This window comes from Buttiauxella sp., from assembly GCF_049686335.1.
Lineage (GTDB): Bacteria > Pseudomonadota > Gammaproteobacteria > Enterobacterales > Enterobacteriaceae > Buttiauxella.
The window spans coordinates 380,444-396,327 of sequence record NZ_JBAVHX010000010.1; the positions used below are offsets into that span (position 1 = coordinate 380,444).

General features: G+C 49.5%; 16 protein-coding genes. 12 read left to right on the forward strand and 4 right to left on the reverse strand.

The features are described 5' to 3' along the window. The first annotated feature begins 35 nt into the window (after positions 1-35). Together WBL83_RS10580 and rluB are read left to right on the forward strand one after the other, a co-directional pair. On the forward strand, positions 36-656 hold the full coding sequence (locus tag WBL83_RS10580) for an L-threonylcarbamoyladenylate synthase (RefSeq protein ID WP_424589099.1): 621 nt from the start codon (positions 36-38) through the stop codon (positions 654-656). Positions 657-750: 94 nt separating this feature from the next. Further along, positions 751-1,629 carry a 23S rRNA pseudouridine(2605) synthase RluB gene (gene rluB, locus WBL83_RS10585; RefSeq protein ID WP_424589100.1) on the forward strand — a complete coding sequence of 293 codons (879 nt, stop codon included), beginning with the start codon at positions 751-753 and terminating at the stop codon, positions 1,627-1,629. A gap of 31 nt (positions 1,630-1,660) precedes the next feature. Here rluB and cobO read toward each other — a convergent pair whose 3' ends face one another. After that, positions 1,661-2,251 carry a cob(I)yrinic acid a,c-diamide adenosyltransferase gene (gene cobO, locus WBL83_RS10590; protein WP_424589101.1) on the reverse strand — a complete coding sequence of 197 codons (591 nt, stop codon included), beginning with the start codon at positions 2,249-2,251 and terminating at the stop codon, positions 1,661-1,663. Further along, a complete protein-coding gene (locus WBL83_RS10595; protein ID WP_424589102.1) occupies positions 2,248-3,009 on the reverse strand; it encodes a YciK family oxidoreductase in 762 nt (253 codons plus the stop codon). The genes cobO and WBL83_RS10595 overlap by 4 nt, the downstream gene beginning before the upstream one ends. 271 nt (positions 3,010-3,280) lie before the next feature. Here WBL83_RS10595 and sohB point away from each other — a divergent pair, with 271 nt between their 5' ends. After that, the gene (gene sohB, locus WBL83_RS10600) at positions 3,281-4,330 is read left to right on the forward strand and encodes a protease SohB (RefSeq protein ID WP_424589103.1); all 1,050 of its coding nucleotides are present in this window, start codon (positions 3,281-3,283) and stop codon (positions 4,328-4,330) included. A gap of 51 nt (positions 4,331-4,381) precedes the next feature. Here sohB and WBL83_RS10605 read toward each other — a convergent pair whose 3' ends face one another. Then, the gene (locus WBL83_RS10605; RefSeq protein WP_183269380.1) at positions 4,382-4,633 is read right to left on the reverse strand and encodes a YciN family protein; all 252 of its coding nucleotides are present in this window, start codon (positions 4,631-4,633) and stop codon (positions 4,382-4,384) included. Between the two features lie 400 nt (positions 4,634-5,033). On the opposite strand from WBL83_RS10605, the gene topA reads away from it, so the two are divergent. From topA to acnA, 6 genes are all read left to right on the forward strand, one after another. Then, positions 5,034-7,631, forward strand: coding sequence for a type I DNA topoisomerase (gene topA / locus WBL83_RS10610; protein WP_424589104.1), 2,598 nt, complete (start codon positions 5,034-5,036; stop codon positions 7,629-7,631). Between the two features lie 191 nt (positions 7,632-7,822). Beyond that, positions 7,823-8,797: an HTH-type transcriptional regulator CysB gene (gene cysB, locus WBL83_RS10615; RefSeq protein WP_064546360.1), complete on the forward strand. Its 975-nt coding sequence runs from the start codon at positions 7,823-7,825 to the stop codon at positions 8,795-8,797. Positions 8,798-9,148: 351 nt separating this feature from the next. Then, positions 9,149-9,277: a YmiA family putative membrane protein gene (locus tag WBL83_RS10620; protein ID WP_424589105.1), complete on the forward strand. Its 129-nt coding sequence runs from the start codon at positions 9,149-9,151 to the stop codon at positions 9,275-9,277. A 2-nt stretch (positions 9,278-9,279) separates the two neighbouring features. Then, positions 9,280-9,450, forward strand: a complete 171-nt coding sequence (locus WBL83_RS10625) for a hypothetical protein (RefSeq protein ID WP_424589106.1) — start codon at positions 9,280-9,282, stop codon at positions 9,448-9,450. Positions 9,451-9,622: 172 nt separating this feature from the next. Next, positions 9,623-9,721: a small membrane protein YmiC gene (gene ymiC / locus WBL83_RS10630; RefSeq protein WP_424589107.1), complete on the forward strand. Its 99-nt coding sequence runs from the start codon at positions 9,623-9,625 to the stop codon at positions 9,719-9,721. Positions 9,722-9,900: 179 nt separating this feature from the next. Beyond that, entirely contained in the window at positions 9,901-12,576 is a 2,676-nt protein-coding gene (acnA, locus tag WBL83_RS10635) for an aconitate hydratase AcnA (protein WP_424589108.1), read from the forward strand. 36 nt (positions 12,577-12,612) lie between these two features. Here the strand turns inward: acnA and ribA are convergent, their stop codons facing one another. Continuing rightward, complete coding sequence (gene ribA / locus WBL83_RS10640) at positions 12,613-13,206, reverse strand: GTP cyclohydrolase II (protein ID WP_424589109.1); 594 nt, start codon at positions 13,204-13,206, stop codon at positions 12,613-12,615. Positions 13,207-13,414: 208 nt separating this feature from the next. Here ribA and pgpB point away from each other — a divergent pair, with 208 nt between their 5' ends. The 3 genes from pgpB (at position 13,415) to lapB (ending at position 15,832) form a co-directional block, all read left to right on the forward strand. Continuing rightward, the gene (gene pgpB, locus WBL83_RS10645; RefSeq protein ID WP_424589110.1) at positions 13,415-14,179 is read left to right on the forward strand and encodes a phosphatidylglycerophosphatase B; all 765 of its coding nucleotides are present in this window, start codon (positions 13,415-13,417) and stop codon (positions 14,177-14,179) included. A gap of 171 nt (positions 14,180-14,350) precedes the next feature. After that, on the forward strand, positions 14,351-14,656 hold the full coding sequence (locus WBL83_RS10650; protein WP_424589111.1) for a LapA family protein: 306 nt from the start codon (positions 14,351-14,353) through the stop codon (positions 14,654-14,656). A 6-nt stretch (positions 14,657-14,662) separates the two neighbouring features. After that, positions 14,663-15,832 (forward strand): lipopolysaccharide assembly protein LapB, encoded by a 1,170-nt coding sequence (gene lapB / locus WBL83_RS10655; RefSeq protein WP_424589112.1) that lies wholly within the window; start codon positions 14,663-14,665, stop codon positions 15,830-15,832. The last annotated feature ends 52 nt before the right edge of the window (positions 15,833-15,884 follow it).

Here is a 15,884-nt window from a genome sequence, read left to right on the forward strand (position 1 = left end):
CGAGTAGACGGCCACATCGCAAAAGAGAGGGCAGTATGAGTCAATTTTTCTATATTCATCCCGACAACCCCCAGCAGCGTCTGATTAACCAGGCGGTTGAAATTGTTCGCAAGGGCGGTGTGATTGTTTACCCCACTGATTCGGGTTACGCGTTGGGCTGTAAAATCGAAGATAAATCGGCAATGGAACGCATTTGCCGCATCCGTCAATTGCCTGATGGGCATAATTTCACTTTGATGTGCCGTGATTTATCGGAGCTGTCGACCTACGCATTTGTCGATAACGTGGCGTTCCGCTTAATCAAAAATAACACGCCGGGTAATTACACCTTTATTCTGAAAGGCACCAAAGAAGTCCCGCGTCGTTTATTGCAGGAAAAGCGTAAAACCATCGGTTTGCGCGTTCCTTCCAATCCGATAGCATTGGCGCTGTTGGAAGTTCTGGACGAGCCGATGTTGTCGACGTCGCTGATGCTACCGGGCAGCGAGTTTACCGAGTCAGATCCGGAAGAAATCAAAGACCGTCTCGAGAAGGTTGTCGATTTGGTTATCCACGGTGGCTATCTAGGCCAGCAACCGACAACCGTTGTGGATTTAACCGAAGATGCACCGGTAGTTATCCGCGAAGGCGTGGGTGACGCTAAACCTTTCTTATAAGAGCATCTACCGCTATACTGTCCGGCCTAAAATGGGGCCGATTGCCCCATTATCCCAATTCGACGCCTGTGAAGGCGACACCCGAGGAAGCTCAATGAGCGATAAGAGCGAAAAGTTACAAAAAGTCCTGGCACGCGCCGGCCACGGTTCACGCCGTGAAATTGAAACCATTATTTCCGCAGGCCGCGTTAGTGTGGATGGCAAAGTAGCCACACTGGGCGACCGTGTTGAAGTGACTCATGCCCTGAAAATTCGTATCGATGGTCACCTGATCTCGATTAAAGAATCCGCAGAACAGATTTGCCGCGTACTGGCGTACTACAAGCCAGAAGGCGAATTGTGTACACGTAATGACCCTGAAGGTCGTCCAACGGTATTTGACCGTTTACCAAAACTGCGCGGTGCGCGCTGGATTGCAGTTGGTCGTCTGGATGTGAATACTTGTGGCCTGCTGCTTTTCACCACTGATGGTGAACTGGCAAACCGTCTGATGCACCCAAGCCGTGAAGTTGAACGCGAATATGCGGTACGTGTATTCGGTCAGATTGACGAAGATAAAGTGAAACAACTGGCGCTTGGCGTTCAGCTTGAAGATGGTCCTGCGGCATTTAAAACCATTAAGTTCACCGGTGGTGAAGGTATTAACCAATGGTACAACGTGACGCTAACTGAAGGCCGCAACCGTGAAGTGCGCCGTCTTTGGGAAGCTGTTGGTGTGCAGGTTAGCCGCTTGATCCGTGTGCGTTACGGTGACATTCAGCTGCCAAAAGGCCTGCCGCGTGGTGGTTACACTGAACTCGACCTGGCTCCAACTAACTACCTGCGTAAATTGGTAGAGTTGCCAGAAGAGACAGAAAGTAAAGTCGCGGTCGAAAAAGACCGTCGTCGCATGAAAGCGAACCAGATTCGCCGTGCGGTGAAACGCCATACCCAGGTTACTGGCGGCGGTCGCCGCGGTGGACGCAGTAGCTAAAAATTAAAACCCCTCAGCTGAGGGGTTTTGTTTAATAATCGATACCGATTTGCGCTTTAACACCCGCATCAAAGGCATGCTTAACCGGTCGTAATTCGCTGACCGTATCAGCCACTTCAAGAATATCCCGATGACATCCGCGCCCGGTCACGATCACTGTCTGTTTCTCAGGACGTTGTGTCAGTGCTGCCAACACCTCTTCGAGCGCTAAGTAATCGTAGGCCACCATATAGGTGATTTCGTCCAGGATAACCATATCGAGGGAGCTATCTGCGAGCATACGCTTCGCATGCTGCCACACTTCCATGCAGGCGGCGGTATCGGTTTCACGATTTTGTGTATCCCAGGTAAACCCCGTCGCCATCACCTGAAATTCGACACCCATGGGTTCAAGTAAGTTACGTTCCCCATTCGGCCACTGGCCTTTGATAAACTGGATCACACCCACTTTTTTACCGTGCCCAACCGCGCGGGATGCAGTGCCAAAGGCGGCGGTAGTTTTGCCTTTCCCGTTTCCGGTAAACACAATCAAAATGCCGCGTTCTTCTTGTGCTGCCGCCACACGTGCGTCTACTTTCTCTTTTTGTCGCTGCTGGCGTTGTTGATAACGATCATCACTCATTCAGAAATTCCTGGTTTGCGGTTAGGTTGCGCGTCAAAGCTCATGCCTGTTTTACGGCGACTATCATCACCCATCAGCCATAAATAAAGCGGCATTAAATCCCGTGGCGTTTTCAGCTTTTCGGGGTTTTCGGTTGGGAATGCACTGGCGCGCATTGCAGTACGTGTTCCGCCTGGATTAATGCAGTTCACGCGTAGATTCTGTTGCTTATATTCCTCTGCCAGCACCTGCACCATGCCTTCAGTGGCGAATTTTGATACCGCATAAGCTCCCCAGCCGGCACGTCCCTGACGGCCGACACTGGAGCTGGTAAACACCAGTGATCCTGAATCTGACTTCAGTAATAAAGGAAGGAGTGCCTGGGTGAGGAAAAAGGTGACGTTCACATTTACCTGCATGACGTTCTGCCAGGTTTGCGGATCTTGCTCATCCATTGGCCGGATATCGCCGAGGATCCCTGCATTGTGCAAAACGCCATCCAGACGCGGAATTAGCGCCGACAGTTTGTGTGCCAGCTGCTGACAATCTTCATGTGTGGCGGTGGCAAAATCCAGCACGAACCAATGCGACTGGCAGCCGTAGCGGGTATTTATCTCATTGGCCGTGGTACGTAATTTTTCTTCATTACGACCTAGCAATACCAGGCTTGCCCCATAACGCGCATAGGTTAAGGCGGCTTCACGACCGATGCCATCAGTGGCACCAGTCACTAAAATGATGCGATTTTGTAGTAAGTCAGTTTTCGGTTGATAGTGCACTTTCAACTCCTCGCGCGATGCAATGCTCGCGTCTTAATTCTCAGAAATGCTTCGATTTACGTAGCCTTTAGGCTTTATGCCTGAAAGGGCTGGTTATTTCAATCAGGCAACAGGAGACAATACCTTTGATTAACATTTTGCAAAAGTTTCATTTTGCTAAAGACGTTCAGGAATGCGCCTCGCAGCATTTATAGTTGGTTGCAGACGTGGAATCAGTGCTCGGTTACACTGGGCGATAGATATTTAATGCTCTGAATGGAAGGCGGAAAGCGTGGATCTAATTGCAAACTATGGGCTGTTTTTGGCAAAAATCGTCACTGTCGTGGCTGCTATTGGCATTCTTGTCACGATTATCGTGAATGTGGCTGGACGTAAAAAACATCAGCGTGGGGAGTTACATCTCACTAATTTAAGTGAACAGTACCAGGAAATGCAGGAAGAAATGCAGGTGGCAAGACTCGACAGTCACCAGCAAAAAATCTGGCATAAAGCTGAGAAGAAAAAACACAAACTCGAAGCAAAACAGGCTAAAGCACGAGCGAAACGGGGTGAAAAGGTTATTTCCGATAAACCAACGCTTTATGTACTGGATTTTAAAGGAAGTATGGATGCCCACGAAGTGACTTCCTTGCGTGAAGAGATCACTGCCGTATTAGCCGTGGTGAAACCTGAAGATGAAGTCCTGCTGCGACTGGAAAGTCCGGGTGGTGTAGTGCATGGTTATGGGCTTGCGGCTTCGCAATTACAGCGGCTGCGTGATAACAAAGTGCGTCTGACGGTCGCGGTGGATAAAGTCGCCGCCAGCGGGGGGTATATGATGGCGTGTGTGGCAGACAAAATTGTTGCCGCACCATTTTCTATTATTGGTTCTATAGGCGTCGTCGCACAGGTGCCAAACTTCCACCGCCTGCTCAAACGTAATGATATAGATGTAGAGCTTCATACCGCCGGGCAGTACAAGCGCACATTGACGCTGTTTGGTGAAAACACTGAACAGGGGCGTGAGAAGTTCCGTGAGGATCTGAACGAAACGCATCTGCTTTTTAAACAGTTTGTGCATGACATGCGCCCAACGCTGGATATTGATTCCGTGGCGACAGGTGAGCACTGGTACGGGACGCAAGCGCTGGAGAAAGGCCTGATTGATGCGGTAAGCACCAGTGATGATTTACTGATCAGCCTGATGAAAAACCATGAAGTGATTAACGTTCACTACACACGCCGCAAAAAAATGATGGATCGTTTTACGGGTAGCGCGGCTAATAGCGTTGATAATCTGCTGATGCGCTGGTGGCAACGTGGTGAAAAACCGCTGCTGTAAGCCAGTTAAAACGGGAAACAAAAACGAGGCCATTTGGCCTCGTTTTTTTCTTTAATCTTGCAGGTGATATTTATCTGCAAATACATGCGCAAGATGCTTAAACATATTAAAAATCGCGGTGCTTTTCCCGGTCGGCAAGCCTTGCTCATCAAGGAAGTATTCACCTTTGAACACCAGCACCCCGTTTTTTTGCTCTACGTCCGTTGCTTCCATTCCGTGCATGAAGTCTTCATGTTCGCGGATGACTTTGTTGGCTTCAACGAGTAGCGATTGTTTATCGATAGGTTGAGTGGTTGGTTTCATAATTTCCTCCTTTAAAAACTGGCGGTAGTGTACTTCCGCTATACTGCAAAGGGCAATATTTCCCTGTAAACCTCGGGTGAATTAATCAGTTTACTGTTCTGGCGGGAATCGAAGTTGCATGCTAATAAAGTTGCTTAACTCATTTTATCAGGTAGAGTGTGACGCTTTCGCAAATCTGGCAACGGAATTGCTTGACATTCAACCAAACATACGTCGTGCTATGTCACCGTCGTGAAAGACTCGTTATCTCAATCACCTGCGCATGTTGGCGCAATCTGGCTGGTGATAAAAAAGAGTTGATATCCATTGACGCTGTCGCAATATAGAAAAGCGAGTCGCCAGTGGAAGGTGTCACTAACGTGCGATGTTTCCTGGAAGAATTACATTAGGTAAGGTGAATATGGGTAAAGCTCTCGTCATCGTTGAGTCCCCGGCAAAAGCCAAAACGATCAACAAATATCTCGGTAATGACTACGTGGTTAAGTCCAGCGTCGGTCACATCCGCGATTTGCCGACCAGTGGATCAACCACCAAGAAGAGCGCTGACTCCGCCTCCACCAAAGGGACCAAAAAGGTCAAAAAGGATGAACGCGGCGCGCTCGTAAACCGTATGGGTGTCGATCCATGGCACAACTGGGAAGCACAATACGAAGTGCTGCCTGGTAAAGAAAAGGTGGTTTCAGAACTGAAATCACTGGCTGAAAAAGCCGACCATATCTATCTCGCAACCGACCTTGACCGCGAAGGGGAAGCCATTGCATGGCACCTGCGGGAAGTTATCGGTGGTGATGACACCCGTTATAGCCGCGTGGTGTTTAACGAAATTACTAAAAATGCCATTCAACAGGCATTTGAAAAGCCGGGCGAACTGAATATCGACCGTGTTAACGCACAGCAAGCGCGTCGTTTTATGGACCGCGTCGTGGGTTACATGGTGTCGCCTCTGCTGTGGAAGAAGATTGCCCGTGGTTTATCTGCTGGTCGCGTACAGTCTGTTGCGGTGCGTCTGGTTGTTGACCGCGAACGCGAAATTAAAGCGTTCGTTCCAGAAGAATACTGGGAAGTTGATGCGAATCTGACCACACCGAAAGGTGATAGCCTGCCGGTTCAGGTCAGCCACCATAAAGACAAACCTTTCCGTCCGGTTAACCGCGAGCAGACCATGTCAGCGGTTAGCGAGCTGGAAAAAGCGCGTTACTCCGTACTTGAGCGTGAAGATAAACCGACCAGCAGTAAACCTGGTGCGCCGTTTATTACTTCCACGTTGCAGCAGGCTGCGAGTACTCGTCTTGGTTTTGGTGTGAAGAAAACCATGATGATGGCTCAGCGTCTGTATGAAGCGGGTCACATCACTTACATGCGTACCGACTCAACTAACTTGAGCCATGATGCAGTGAGTATGGTGCGTGGCTATATCGAAGAGAATTTCGGTAAGAAATATCTTCCTGCTGCCGCGAACCAGTACTCGAGCAAAGAAAACTCGCAAGAAGCGCACGAAGCGATTCGTCCTTCTGACGTGGTTGTCGTTGCCGAGTCGCTCAAAGATATGGAAGCTGACGCGCAAAAACTGTACCAGCTGATCTGGCGTCAGTTTGTTGCCTGTCAGATGACGCCAGCGCAATATGATTCCACCACCTTAACGGTACAAGCGGGTGATTTCCGCCTTAAAACGCGTGGCCGTACGCTGCGTTTTGATGGCTGGACTAAAGTCATGCCTGCGCTGCGTAAGGGCGACGAAGACCGTACCTTGCCTGCCGTTGAGCAGGGTGAAGAACTGGCGCTGGTTGAAGTCGTACCAGGGCAGCACTTTACTAAACCACCGGCTCGTTTTAGCGAAGCGTCGTTGGTTAAAGAGTTAGAAAAACGTGGCATTGGCCGTCCTTCTACCTACGCATCGATCATTTCCACCATCCAGGATCGTGGTTATGTGCGTGTAGAAAACCGCCGTTTCTACGCTGAAAAAATGGGTGAAATTGTTACCGATCGCCTGGAAGAAAACTTCCGCGAGCTGATGAACTACGATTTCACCGCGCAGATGGAAAGCAGCCTTGACCAGGTGGCGAATAATCAAGCCGAGTGGAAAGGGGTGCTGGATAATTTCTTCAGCGATTTCAGTGAACAGCTTGGTAAAGCTGAACTGGATCCGGAAGAAGGCGGAATGCGTCCAAACCAAATGGTTCTGACCAGCATCGATTGTCCAACATGTAGCCGTCAAATGGGTATCCGTACCGCCAGTACTGGCGTGTTCCTCGGTTGCTCCGGCTACGCATTGCCAGTCAAAGAGCGCTGCAAAACTACCATTAACCTGGTGCCGGAAAACGAAGTTCTCAACGTCCTTGAAGGGGATGATGCGGAAACTAACGCACTGCGTGCGAAACGTCGCTGTACTAAATGCGGTACCGCGATGGACAGCTACCTGATTGATCCGAAACGTAAACTTCACGTTTGTGGTAATAACCCAACCTGTGATGGCTACGAGATCGAAGAGGGTGAGTTCCGCATCAAAGGTTATGACGGTCCAATCGTTGAGTGTGAGAAATGTGGTTCTGAAATGCACCTGAAAATGGGGCGTTTCGGTAAGTACATGGCATGTACCAACGATGATTGTAAAAATACCCGTAAGATCCTGCGTAATGGCGATGTGGCTCCTCCGAAGGAAGATCCGGTTCCGTTACCAGAATTACCATGCGAGAAGTCTGACGCTTACTTTGTTCTGCGTGATGGCGCGGCGGGTGTTTTCCTTGCGGCAAACACTTTCCCTAAATCTCGTGAAACACGTGCGCCACTGGTTGAAGAGCTTTACCGCTTCCGCGACCGCCTGCCAGAAAAACTGCGTTATCTGGCTGATGCGCCGCAGCAAGATGCTGAAGGCAATAAAGCGGTTGTACGCTTTAGCCGTAAGACGAAGCAGCAGTATGTTTCTTCCGAAAAAGAAGGCAAAGCGACCGGTTGGTCTGCGTTCTTTGTGGATGGCAAGTGGGTTGAAGGGAAGAAGTAACTCTCTTTAACATGAAAAGCCGGGGCCTGTGCTCCGGCTTTTTTATATCTTCTTATATAACCTGATTATTATTTTTTCTTTCAAACTATACATAGATGATATAACTGATATAGTGGCTGGAGTGAATTTAACCTTGTCTGAATCCCCGCCGTAGTTTGTGTCGGGGCTGTTTTTACTGCGGATGGAACGCCATGAAACTACAGCAACTTCGTTATATCGTAGAGGTGGTCAATCACAACCTCAACGTCTCGTCGACGGCAGAAGGGCTTTACACTTCACAACCGGGGATCAGTAAGCAAGTTCGTATGTTGGAAGACGAACTGGGTATTCAGATCTTTGCGCGTAGCGGCAAACACCTGACGCAAGTAACGCCTGCCGGGCAGGAGATAATCCGGATTGCCCGTGAAGTGCTGTCTAAGGTTGATGCGATTAAGTCGGTCGCCGGTGAGCACACCTGGCCTGACAAAGGTTCTTTATACGTCGCCACGACCCACACACAAGCGCGTTACGCACTGCCTAATGTGATTAAAGGGTTTATTGAGCGCTATCCTCGCGTATCGCTGCATATGCATCAGGGTTCGCCGACGCAAATTGCAGAAGCGGTATCGAAGGGCAATGCTGACTTTGCGATAGCGACCGAAGCGTTACATCTTTACGATGACCTGGTGATGTTGCCGTGTTATCACTGGAACCGTTCGATTGTCGTGACCCCAGACCATCCGTTAGCCTCAAAAGAGTCCGTCTCCATTGAAGAGCTGGCGCAATATCCGTTAGTCACGTACACCTTTGGCTTTACCGGGCGCTCCGAATTAGACACGGCATTTAATCGCGCCGGATTAACGCCGCGTATCGTGTTTACGGCAACCGATGCTGACGTGATTAAAACGTATGTGCGTTTAGGGTTAGGGGTGGGGGTTATCGCCAGCATGGCGGTGGATCCTGTCTCAGACCCGGATCTGGTGCGTATTGAAGCACAGGGCGTTTTCAGCCACAGCACCACCAAAATTGGTTTCCGTCGTAGCACCTTCTTGCGCAGCTACATGTATGATTTCATTCAGCGTTTCGCGCCACATCTGACGCGTGATGTTGTTGATACTGCCGTAGCATTGCGTTCTAACGAAGATATTGAAGCGATGTTTAAAGATATTAAGTTACCCGCGAAATAATATCTCCAGGTATCTTTTCCCAGTGGAAAGATACCTCTTCTCATTTGCACTTAAGAATATGTTTCAATCCGCCTGATAATTAATATCCCGCCAGATTTTAATTAACCACGAACAATAAGTGGTTAATCTGTCTCAATTAAGAGACAAACGTAGATAATAATTAACCACCCTGCAAATTTAATCTTTCAATTATTTATTTGAGGTCAAAAGATTAAATCTTTTCCTGCAATGAGTACGCAATTTCTCTGGCTTTTGTACTAGAGTTTCTTTAGGATTAATCCCAGTAGACGATTAATTTTACCGATTGTTCTGGTGTTTATAATAAGTGGTGCCGATTGTATGAGGTTAGCAATGCCTTCTGGAAGTGAAGAACCGCAGATGGAATCAGGGCTAAAACGTAAAGCCTGGGTAGCGGTATTTCTCGTATCAGGCCTGTTTTGGCTAGTCGTTGCGCTAGCAGCGTGGCTTTATTGGGGGTAAATATGACGTCCCTGACACAGATGCAAGCACAGAAAACTGTACGTCAACAAGATGAAAAACCGCAGCAAGAAGCGAAGTCTGACGACGTTCAGATCCCGGAGTCATGGCAACTGACTAAACAACAAAAAGAGTTCATCGAACTGTTTTCAACAGACGATCATATAAAACAATAATTATTCTTTTCGTTCACCTTTATTTAACTTGCTGTTAATCACATTTTTTAATTAATTGTGACTAATCGCTCACTCTTAAGTAATCACTACACACAGCAATATCCAACCAGACTGAGTTTGTCCTCAGTCCCGGTGTTTTTATTAAAGTGGTTATCCCAAAAGAGAGTGGCTTATGAATATTCCCTGTAGCGTCAAGTACTGGTCGTGGCTGAGCGTATTTACCGTTTCGTTCGTTTTTTGGGCGCAAATGGTCTGGATGCTGGCAAACTAATTATTCCTGACACCCTGGCCTGCTGCCGGGGTGTAAATCCCTCAATTCCTCTGCTTTACACCTTCTGATTTATCAATTCGGGTTGTTATCAAATCGTTACGACATCTTTGTGTTATCTTTAATACTGTCCCTGATCTTCATCCGGGATACCGCTATCCTAAGAAATTGAAGGAGGAGCTATGTCGTTAACCCTACGCGAGGCCAGTAAGGACACTCTACAGGCGCTGAATAAAACCTATCACTATTACAGTTTGCCGCTGGCTGCAAAGGAACTTGGGGATATCACCCGTTTACCCAAGTCGTTAAAAGTTCTGCTTGAGAACCTGCTGCGCTGGCAGGATGAAAACTCCGTTACTCAAGAAGATATTCATGCGTTGGCCGGCTGGCTGAAAAATGCCCATGCCGATCGTGAAATTGCCTATCGCCCCGCACGTGTACTGATGCAGGATTTTACCGGTGTACCTGCCGTCGTGGATTTAGCCGCGATGCGTGAGGCGGTAAAACGTCTTGGTGGCGATGTCGCCAAAGTTAATCCGCTTTCACCCGTCGATCTTGTTATCGACCACTCCGTAACCGTCGATCATTTCGGTGATAACGATGCTTTCGAGGAAAACGTACGCCTCGAGATGGAACGCAACCACGAACGCTATGTTTTCTTGCGCTGGGGCCAGCAGGCATTCAGCCGCTTTAGTGTGGTGCCGCCAGGAACCGGGATTTGCCACCAGGTTAACCTGGAGTATTTAGGTAAAGCGGTGTGGAGCGAAATGCAGGGCGATGAGCTGGTCGCCTATCCGGATACGCTGGTCGGGACGGATTCGCATACCACGATGATAAACGGCCTTGGCGTATTAGGCTGGGGCGTCGGGGGGATTGAAGCTGAAGCCGCCATGTTAGGCCAACCGGTTTCCATGCTTATCCCGGATGTCGTGGGCTTTAAACTTGATGGCAAGTTGCGTGAAGGCATTACCGCGACAGACCTGGTGCTCACGGTCACGCAAATGCTGCGTAAGCATGGTGTGGTAGGAAAATTTGTCGAATTTTATGGTGACGGCCTCGACACTTTACCGCTGGCCGACCGTGCCACTATTGCAAATATGGCGCCTGAATATGGCGCGACCTGTGGTTTCTTCCCGATTGATGCCGTAACGCTGGATTACATGCGTCTGAGCGGGCGCAGCGAAGAGCAAATCGCACTGGTCGAAGCCTATGCGAAAGTGCAGGGGATGTGGCGAAATACTGGGGATGAACCGGTGTTTACCAGCACTCTGGCACTGGATATGAACGAGGTCGAGGCAAGTCTGGCTGGGCCAAAACGTCCGCAAGACCGTGTCTCGCTGGGTGACGTGCCGAAAGCGTTTAACGCGAGCAACGAACTCGAACTCAATACGACGCATAAAGATCGGGCTCCGGTTAACTATACGATGGCCGGGCATGAGTATCAGTTACCAGATGGTGCGGTGGTTATTTCCGCCATTACCTCCTGCACCAATACCTCGAACCCAAGTGTCCTGATGGCCGCCGGACTACTGGCCAAAAAAGCCGTAACGTTAGGATTGAAACGCCAGCCGTGGGTGAAAGCGTCTTTAGCGCCGGGCTCCAAAGTCGTTTCTGACTATCTGGCAAAAGCCGGATTAACGCCTTATCTCGACGCACTTGGTTTTAATCTGGTGGGTTATGGCTGTACGACTTGTATTGGTAACTCAGGCCCGCTGCCTGATCCTATTGAACAAGCCATCAAGAAGGGCGACCTCACCGTCGGCGCGGTGCTTTCCGGTAACCGTAACTTTGAAGGACGCATACATCCGCTGGTGAAAACAAACTGGCTTGCTTCACCGCCGCTGGTGGTGGCTTATGCGCTGGCAGGGAACATGAATGTTAATCTGACCACCGACCCGCTGGGACATGATAAAAAGGGCGATCCGGTTTATCTCAAAGATATTTGGCCGAGTAGCCAGGAAATTGCCCGCGCCGTTGAGCAAGTGACGACCGCAATGTTCCGCAAAGAGTATGCGGAAGTCTTCGAAGGCACACCGGAATGGCGCAACATTGAAGTAGCGCGTTCAGATACTTATGGTTGGCAGAGTGACTCCACCTACATTCGTCTGTCTCCATTCTTTGATGATATGGAAGCCACGCCAAAACCGCTGCAGGACATCCATGGTGCGCGGGTGTTGGCAATGCTGGGTGATTCCGTCACCACTGACCACATCTCTCCGGCAGGGAGCATTAAACCCGACAGCCCAGCGGGACGTTATCTGCAAAATCATGGGGTTGAACGTAAAGAGTTTAACTCCTACGGTTCGCGTCGTGGTAACCATGAAGTGATGATGCGCGGGACATTTGCCAACATCCGCATCCGCAACGAAATGGTGCCGGGAGTGGAAGGTGGCATGACGCGCATGCTGCCGGGTGACGAAGTGATTTCGATTTATGATGCCGCGATGCGTTATCGGGATAAAGGTATTCCATTGGCGGTATTTGCCGGGAAAGAATATGGCTCGGGTTCCAGCCGTGACTGGGCAGCAAAAGGCCCACGTCTATTAGGCGTTCGCGTGGTCATTGCGGAGTCCTTCGAACGTATTCACCGTTCTAATCTGATTGGTATGGGTATTCTTCCACTGGAGTTCCCTGAAGGTGTGACGCGTAAAACGTTAGGTCTGACAGGTGAGGAGTTTATTGATATCAGCGGCCTGAACGACCTTAAACCGGGCGTTACGGTGCCTGTTTCACTGACGTTTGCGGACGGTCGCAAAGAGGTGATTGCGTGTCGTTGCCGTATAGATACTGGCAATGAACTGACCTACTTCAAAAATGACGGCATTTTGCATTATGTGATACGCAATATGCTCAATTAGTGAAAATCCTCCCCCAGCAATGGGGGAGGAAAATACTCAATCTTTAGACAGCAAGTGGCCCATTTTGGCCGCTTTCGTATCCAGATAATGTGCGTTCTTCGGGTTACGACCCACGATCAACGGCACACGTTCAATGATGTTAATTCCCGCTTCGCTAAGAATTTCCACTTTGCGTGGATTATTGGTCAGCAAGCGAACGGCATCAATACCTAATAACTTAAACATATCGGCGCATAGAGTGAAGTCACGTTCATCGGCGGCAAAACCGAGTTGGTGGTTGGCTTCCACCGTGTCGTAGCCTTTGTCTTGCAAGGCGTAGGCGCGGATTTTATTAAGCAGACCAATATTGCGACCTTCCTGACGGTGATACAACAACACGCCACGACCTTCTTCGGCAATTTGGCTTAACGCCGCTTCAAGCTGAAAGCCACAGTCGCAGCGCAGGCTGAACAGGGCATCCCCCGTCAGACACTCTGAATGTACACGCGCAAGAACAGAATCATTTCCGTTAATATCACCAAAAACCAGAGCAACGTGGTCTTGCCCGGTTGCCAGTTCTTCAAAGCCCACCATCAGGAAATCGCCCCATGGGGTTGGCAGTTTGGCCTCTGCCACACGTTTAAGCTGCATGTGATTCTCCAGGTACTTATCGTGGCACTCTGGGTGCCTGCCAGCTGACTGGCTTGTTTAATTTCTACTGCTTAGTTTGCCACAACGCCGACCACTTCGCCTAATTGACTGGGCAGACTCCTGGTTTTACGCGTTGTTAGACGCCCTGTTTTCCCTTCTGTGCGGTTTATCGGGTATCCTTGAGATTCAAATAGCATAAGGATAAGCAATGCGAGCAATAGCAAAACGAACAACAATGGGGGCAGGATTACTGCTGGTGATGCCTTTAGCCATATGGATCTCAGGTTGGCAGTGGGTTCCGGGGGCGCAGGGGAGTTGGCTCAAAATGATGTATTGGGTGACGGAAACCGTGACCCAGCCCTGGGGCATCATTACCCATGTTTTGCTATGTGGCTGGTTCTTATGGTGTCTGAGGTTTCGCCTAAAAGCGGCATTAATGCTGTTTGCGATACTCGGCGCGGCTATTCTTGTTGGGCAGGGCGTTAAATCCGTCATTAAAGATAAAGTGCAAGAACCTCGTCCTTTCGTGGTATGGCTTGAAAAAACTCAACATATTCCGACAGATGAGTTCTACAATTTAAAACGTAAGCAGCGTAGCGAGTTGGTAAAAAACCAGCTTGAGTCCCAGCAGGAAATACCAGGGTGGTTACGTCAACACTGGCAAAAAGAGACCGGTTTTGCCTTCCCTTCAGGGCATACAATGTTTGCTGCGAGCTGGGCATTATTAGGTGTCGGACTGCTGTGGCCTCGTCGACGTACCTGGACGATTGCCTTGTTATTAGTATGGGCGACGGGCGTGATGGGTAGCCGATTAGTGCTCGGAATGCACTGGCCACGTGACTTAGTCGTGGCCACGCTCATCTCCTGGGTGTTGATAACATTGGCAACCTGGCTTGCTCAGAAACTGTGCGGTCCGTTATCGCCACCGCCACAAGAAGATGAGGAAATAGCCGAAAGGGATGCTGAGGCTTGAGATTATTGATTTAAGCCCCATTTCTTATCAATTGAACATCGCTAATGGATTCCACGAGCAACCGGGAAATGGTAGTTTATATAGTTGGAAAAACATTAGCGCTGAAATTATCCCCATCATCCTTCACGTTGAAGGGGTATAGTCGCGTAAGACCACATGACGGGAAGTAATGTGAAATATTTATTCATTTTCTTACTGGTGCTAGCGATTTTTGTGATTTCTGTCACTCTGGGCGCGCAAAACGATCAGGTTGTTAATTTCAACTATCTGTTGGCACAAGGCGAATATCGTGTCTCCACATTACTGGCGACTCTTTTTGCTGCCGGTTTTTTGCTCGGCTGGCTTATCTGTGGCCTGTTTTGGTTGCGTTTGCGTGTTTCGCTGGCACGCGCCGATCGTAAGATCAAACGCCTTGAGCAGCAAATTACTACGGATTCTGACGCCATAGCAGTGGCTGTACCGGCTGTGAAGGAATAACCTGCCATGCTGGAATTGTTGTTTCTGCTGTTGCCTATCGCCGCCGCTTACGGCTGGTATATGGGACGCAGAAGCGCGCATCAAGATAAGCAACAAGAAGCGAACCGCCTGTCACGTGACTACGTAGCGGGGGTTAACTTCTTGCTGTCGAACCAGCAAGATAAAGCGGTAGATCTCTTCCTTGATATGCTCAAAGAGGATACCAGTACCGTTGAGGCTCACCTCACCCTGGGTAATCTGTTCCGTTCTCGTGGTGAAGTCGACCGCGCCATTCGTATCCACCAGTCATTAATGGAAAGTGCCTCGTTAACTTACGAGCAACGCTTGCTGGCCGTGCAACAGTTGGGCCGTGACTACATGGCCGCCGGTTTGTATGACCGCGCAGAAGATATGTTCGCGCAACTGATTGATGAAACCGACTTTCGCATTGGCGCATTGCAGCAGCTGCTGCTTATCCATCAGGCTACCAGTGACTGGCAAAAAGCCATTGATGTAGCCGAGCGTCTTGTTAAGTTGGGGAAAGATAAACAACGTACTGAAATTGCCCATTTCTATTGCGAACAAGCGCTGCAATTGATGGCCAGTGATGACCTTGATCGCGCCATGTCACTGCTTAAAAAGGGTGCTGCGGCTGATAAAAATTGCGCCCGCGTTTCTATCATGATGGGTCGTATCTTCATGGCGCGTAACGAATACGCGAAAGCCGTCGAATTGCTCCAGCGCGTTATCGACCAGGATAGCGAGCTAGTCAGTGAAACGCTCGAAATGCTGCAAACCTGCTACCAGCAGTTAGACAAACCGCAAGAGTGGGAAATCTTCCTTAAACGCTGTGTGGAAGAAAACACCGGTGCGGGTGCTGAACTGATGCTTGCGGAGATCCTTGAGCATAAAGAGGGCTCTGAAGTCGCGCAGGTGTATATCAACCGCCAGCTCCAGCGTCACCCAACCATGCGTGTGTTCCATCGTCTGATGGATTACCACTTACAGGAAGCGGAAGAAGGGCGCGCGAAAGAGAGCCTGATGGTGCTGCGTGACATGGTTGGCGAACAGGTGCGTACCAAACCCCGCTATCGCTGCCAGAAATGCGGCTTCACCGCTTTTACGCTGTACTGGCATTGTCCGTCTTGCCGGGCCTGGTCGACGATTAAACCTATTCGTGGGTTAGATGGGCAATAACGGTTGAAGGCTGCCCATCTATAAAAAAAACGCCATACTTTAGTTACAACAT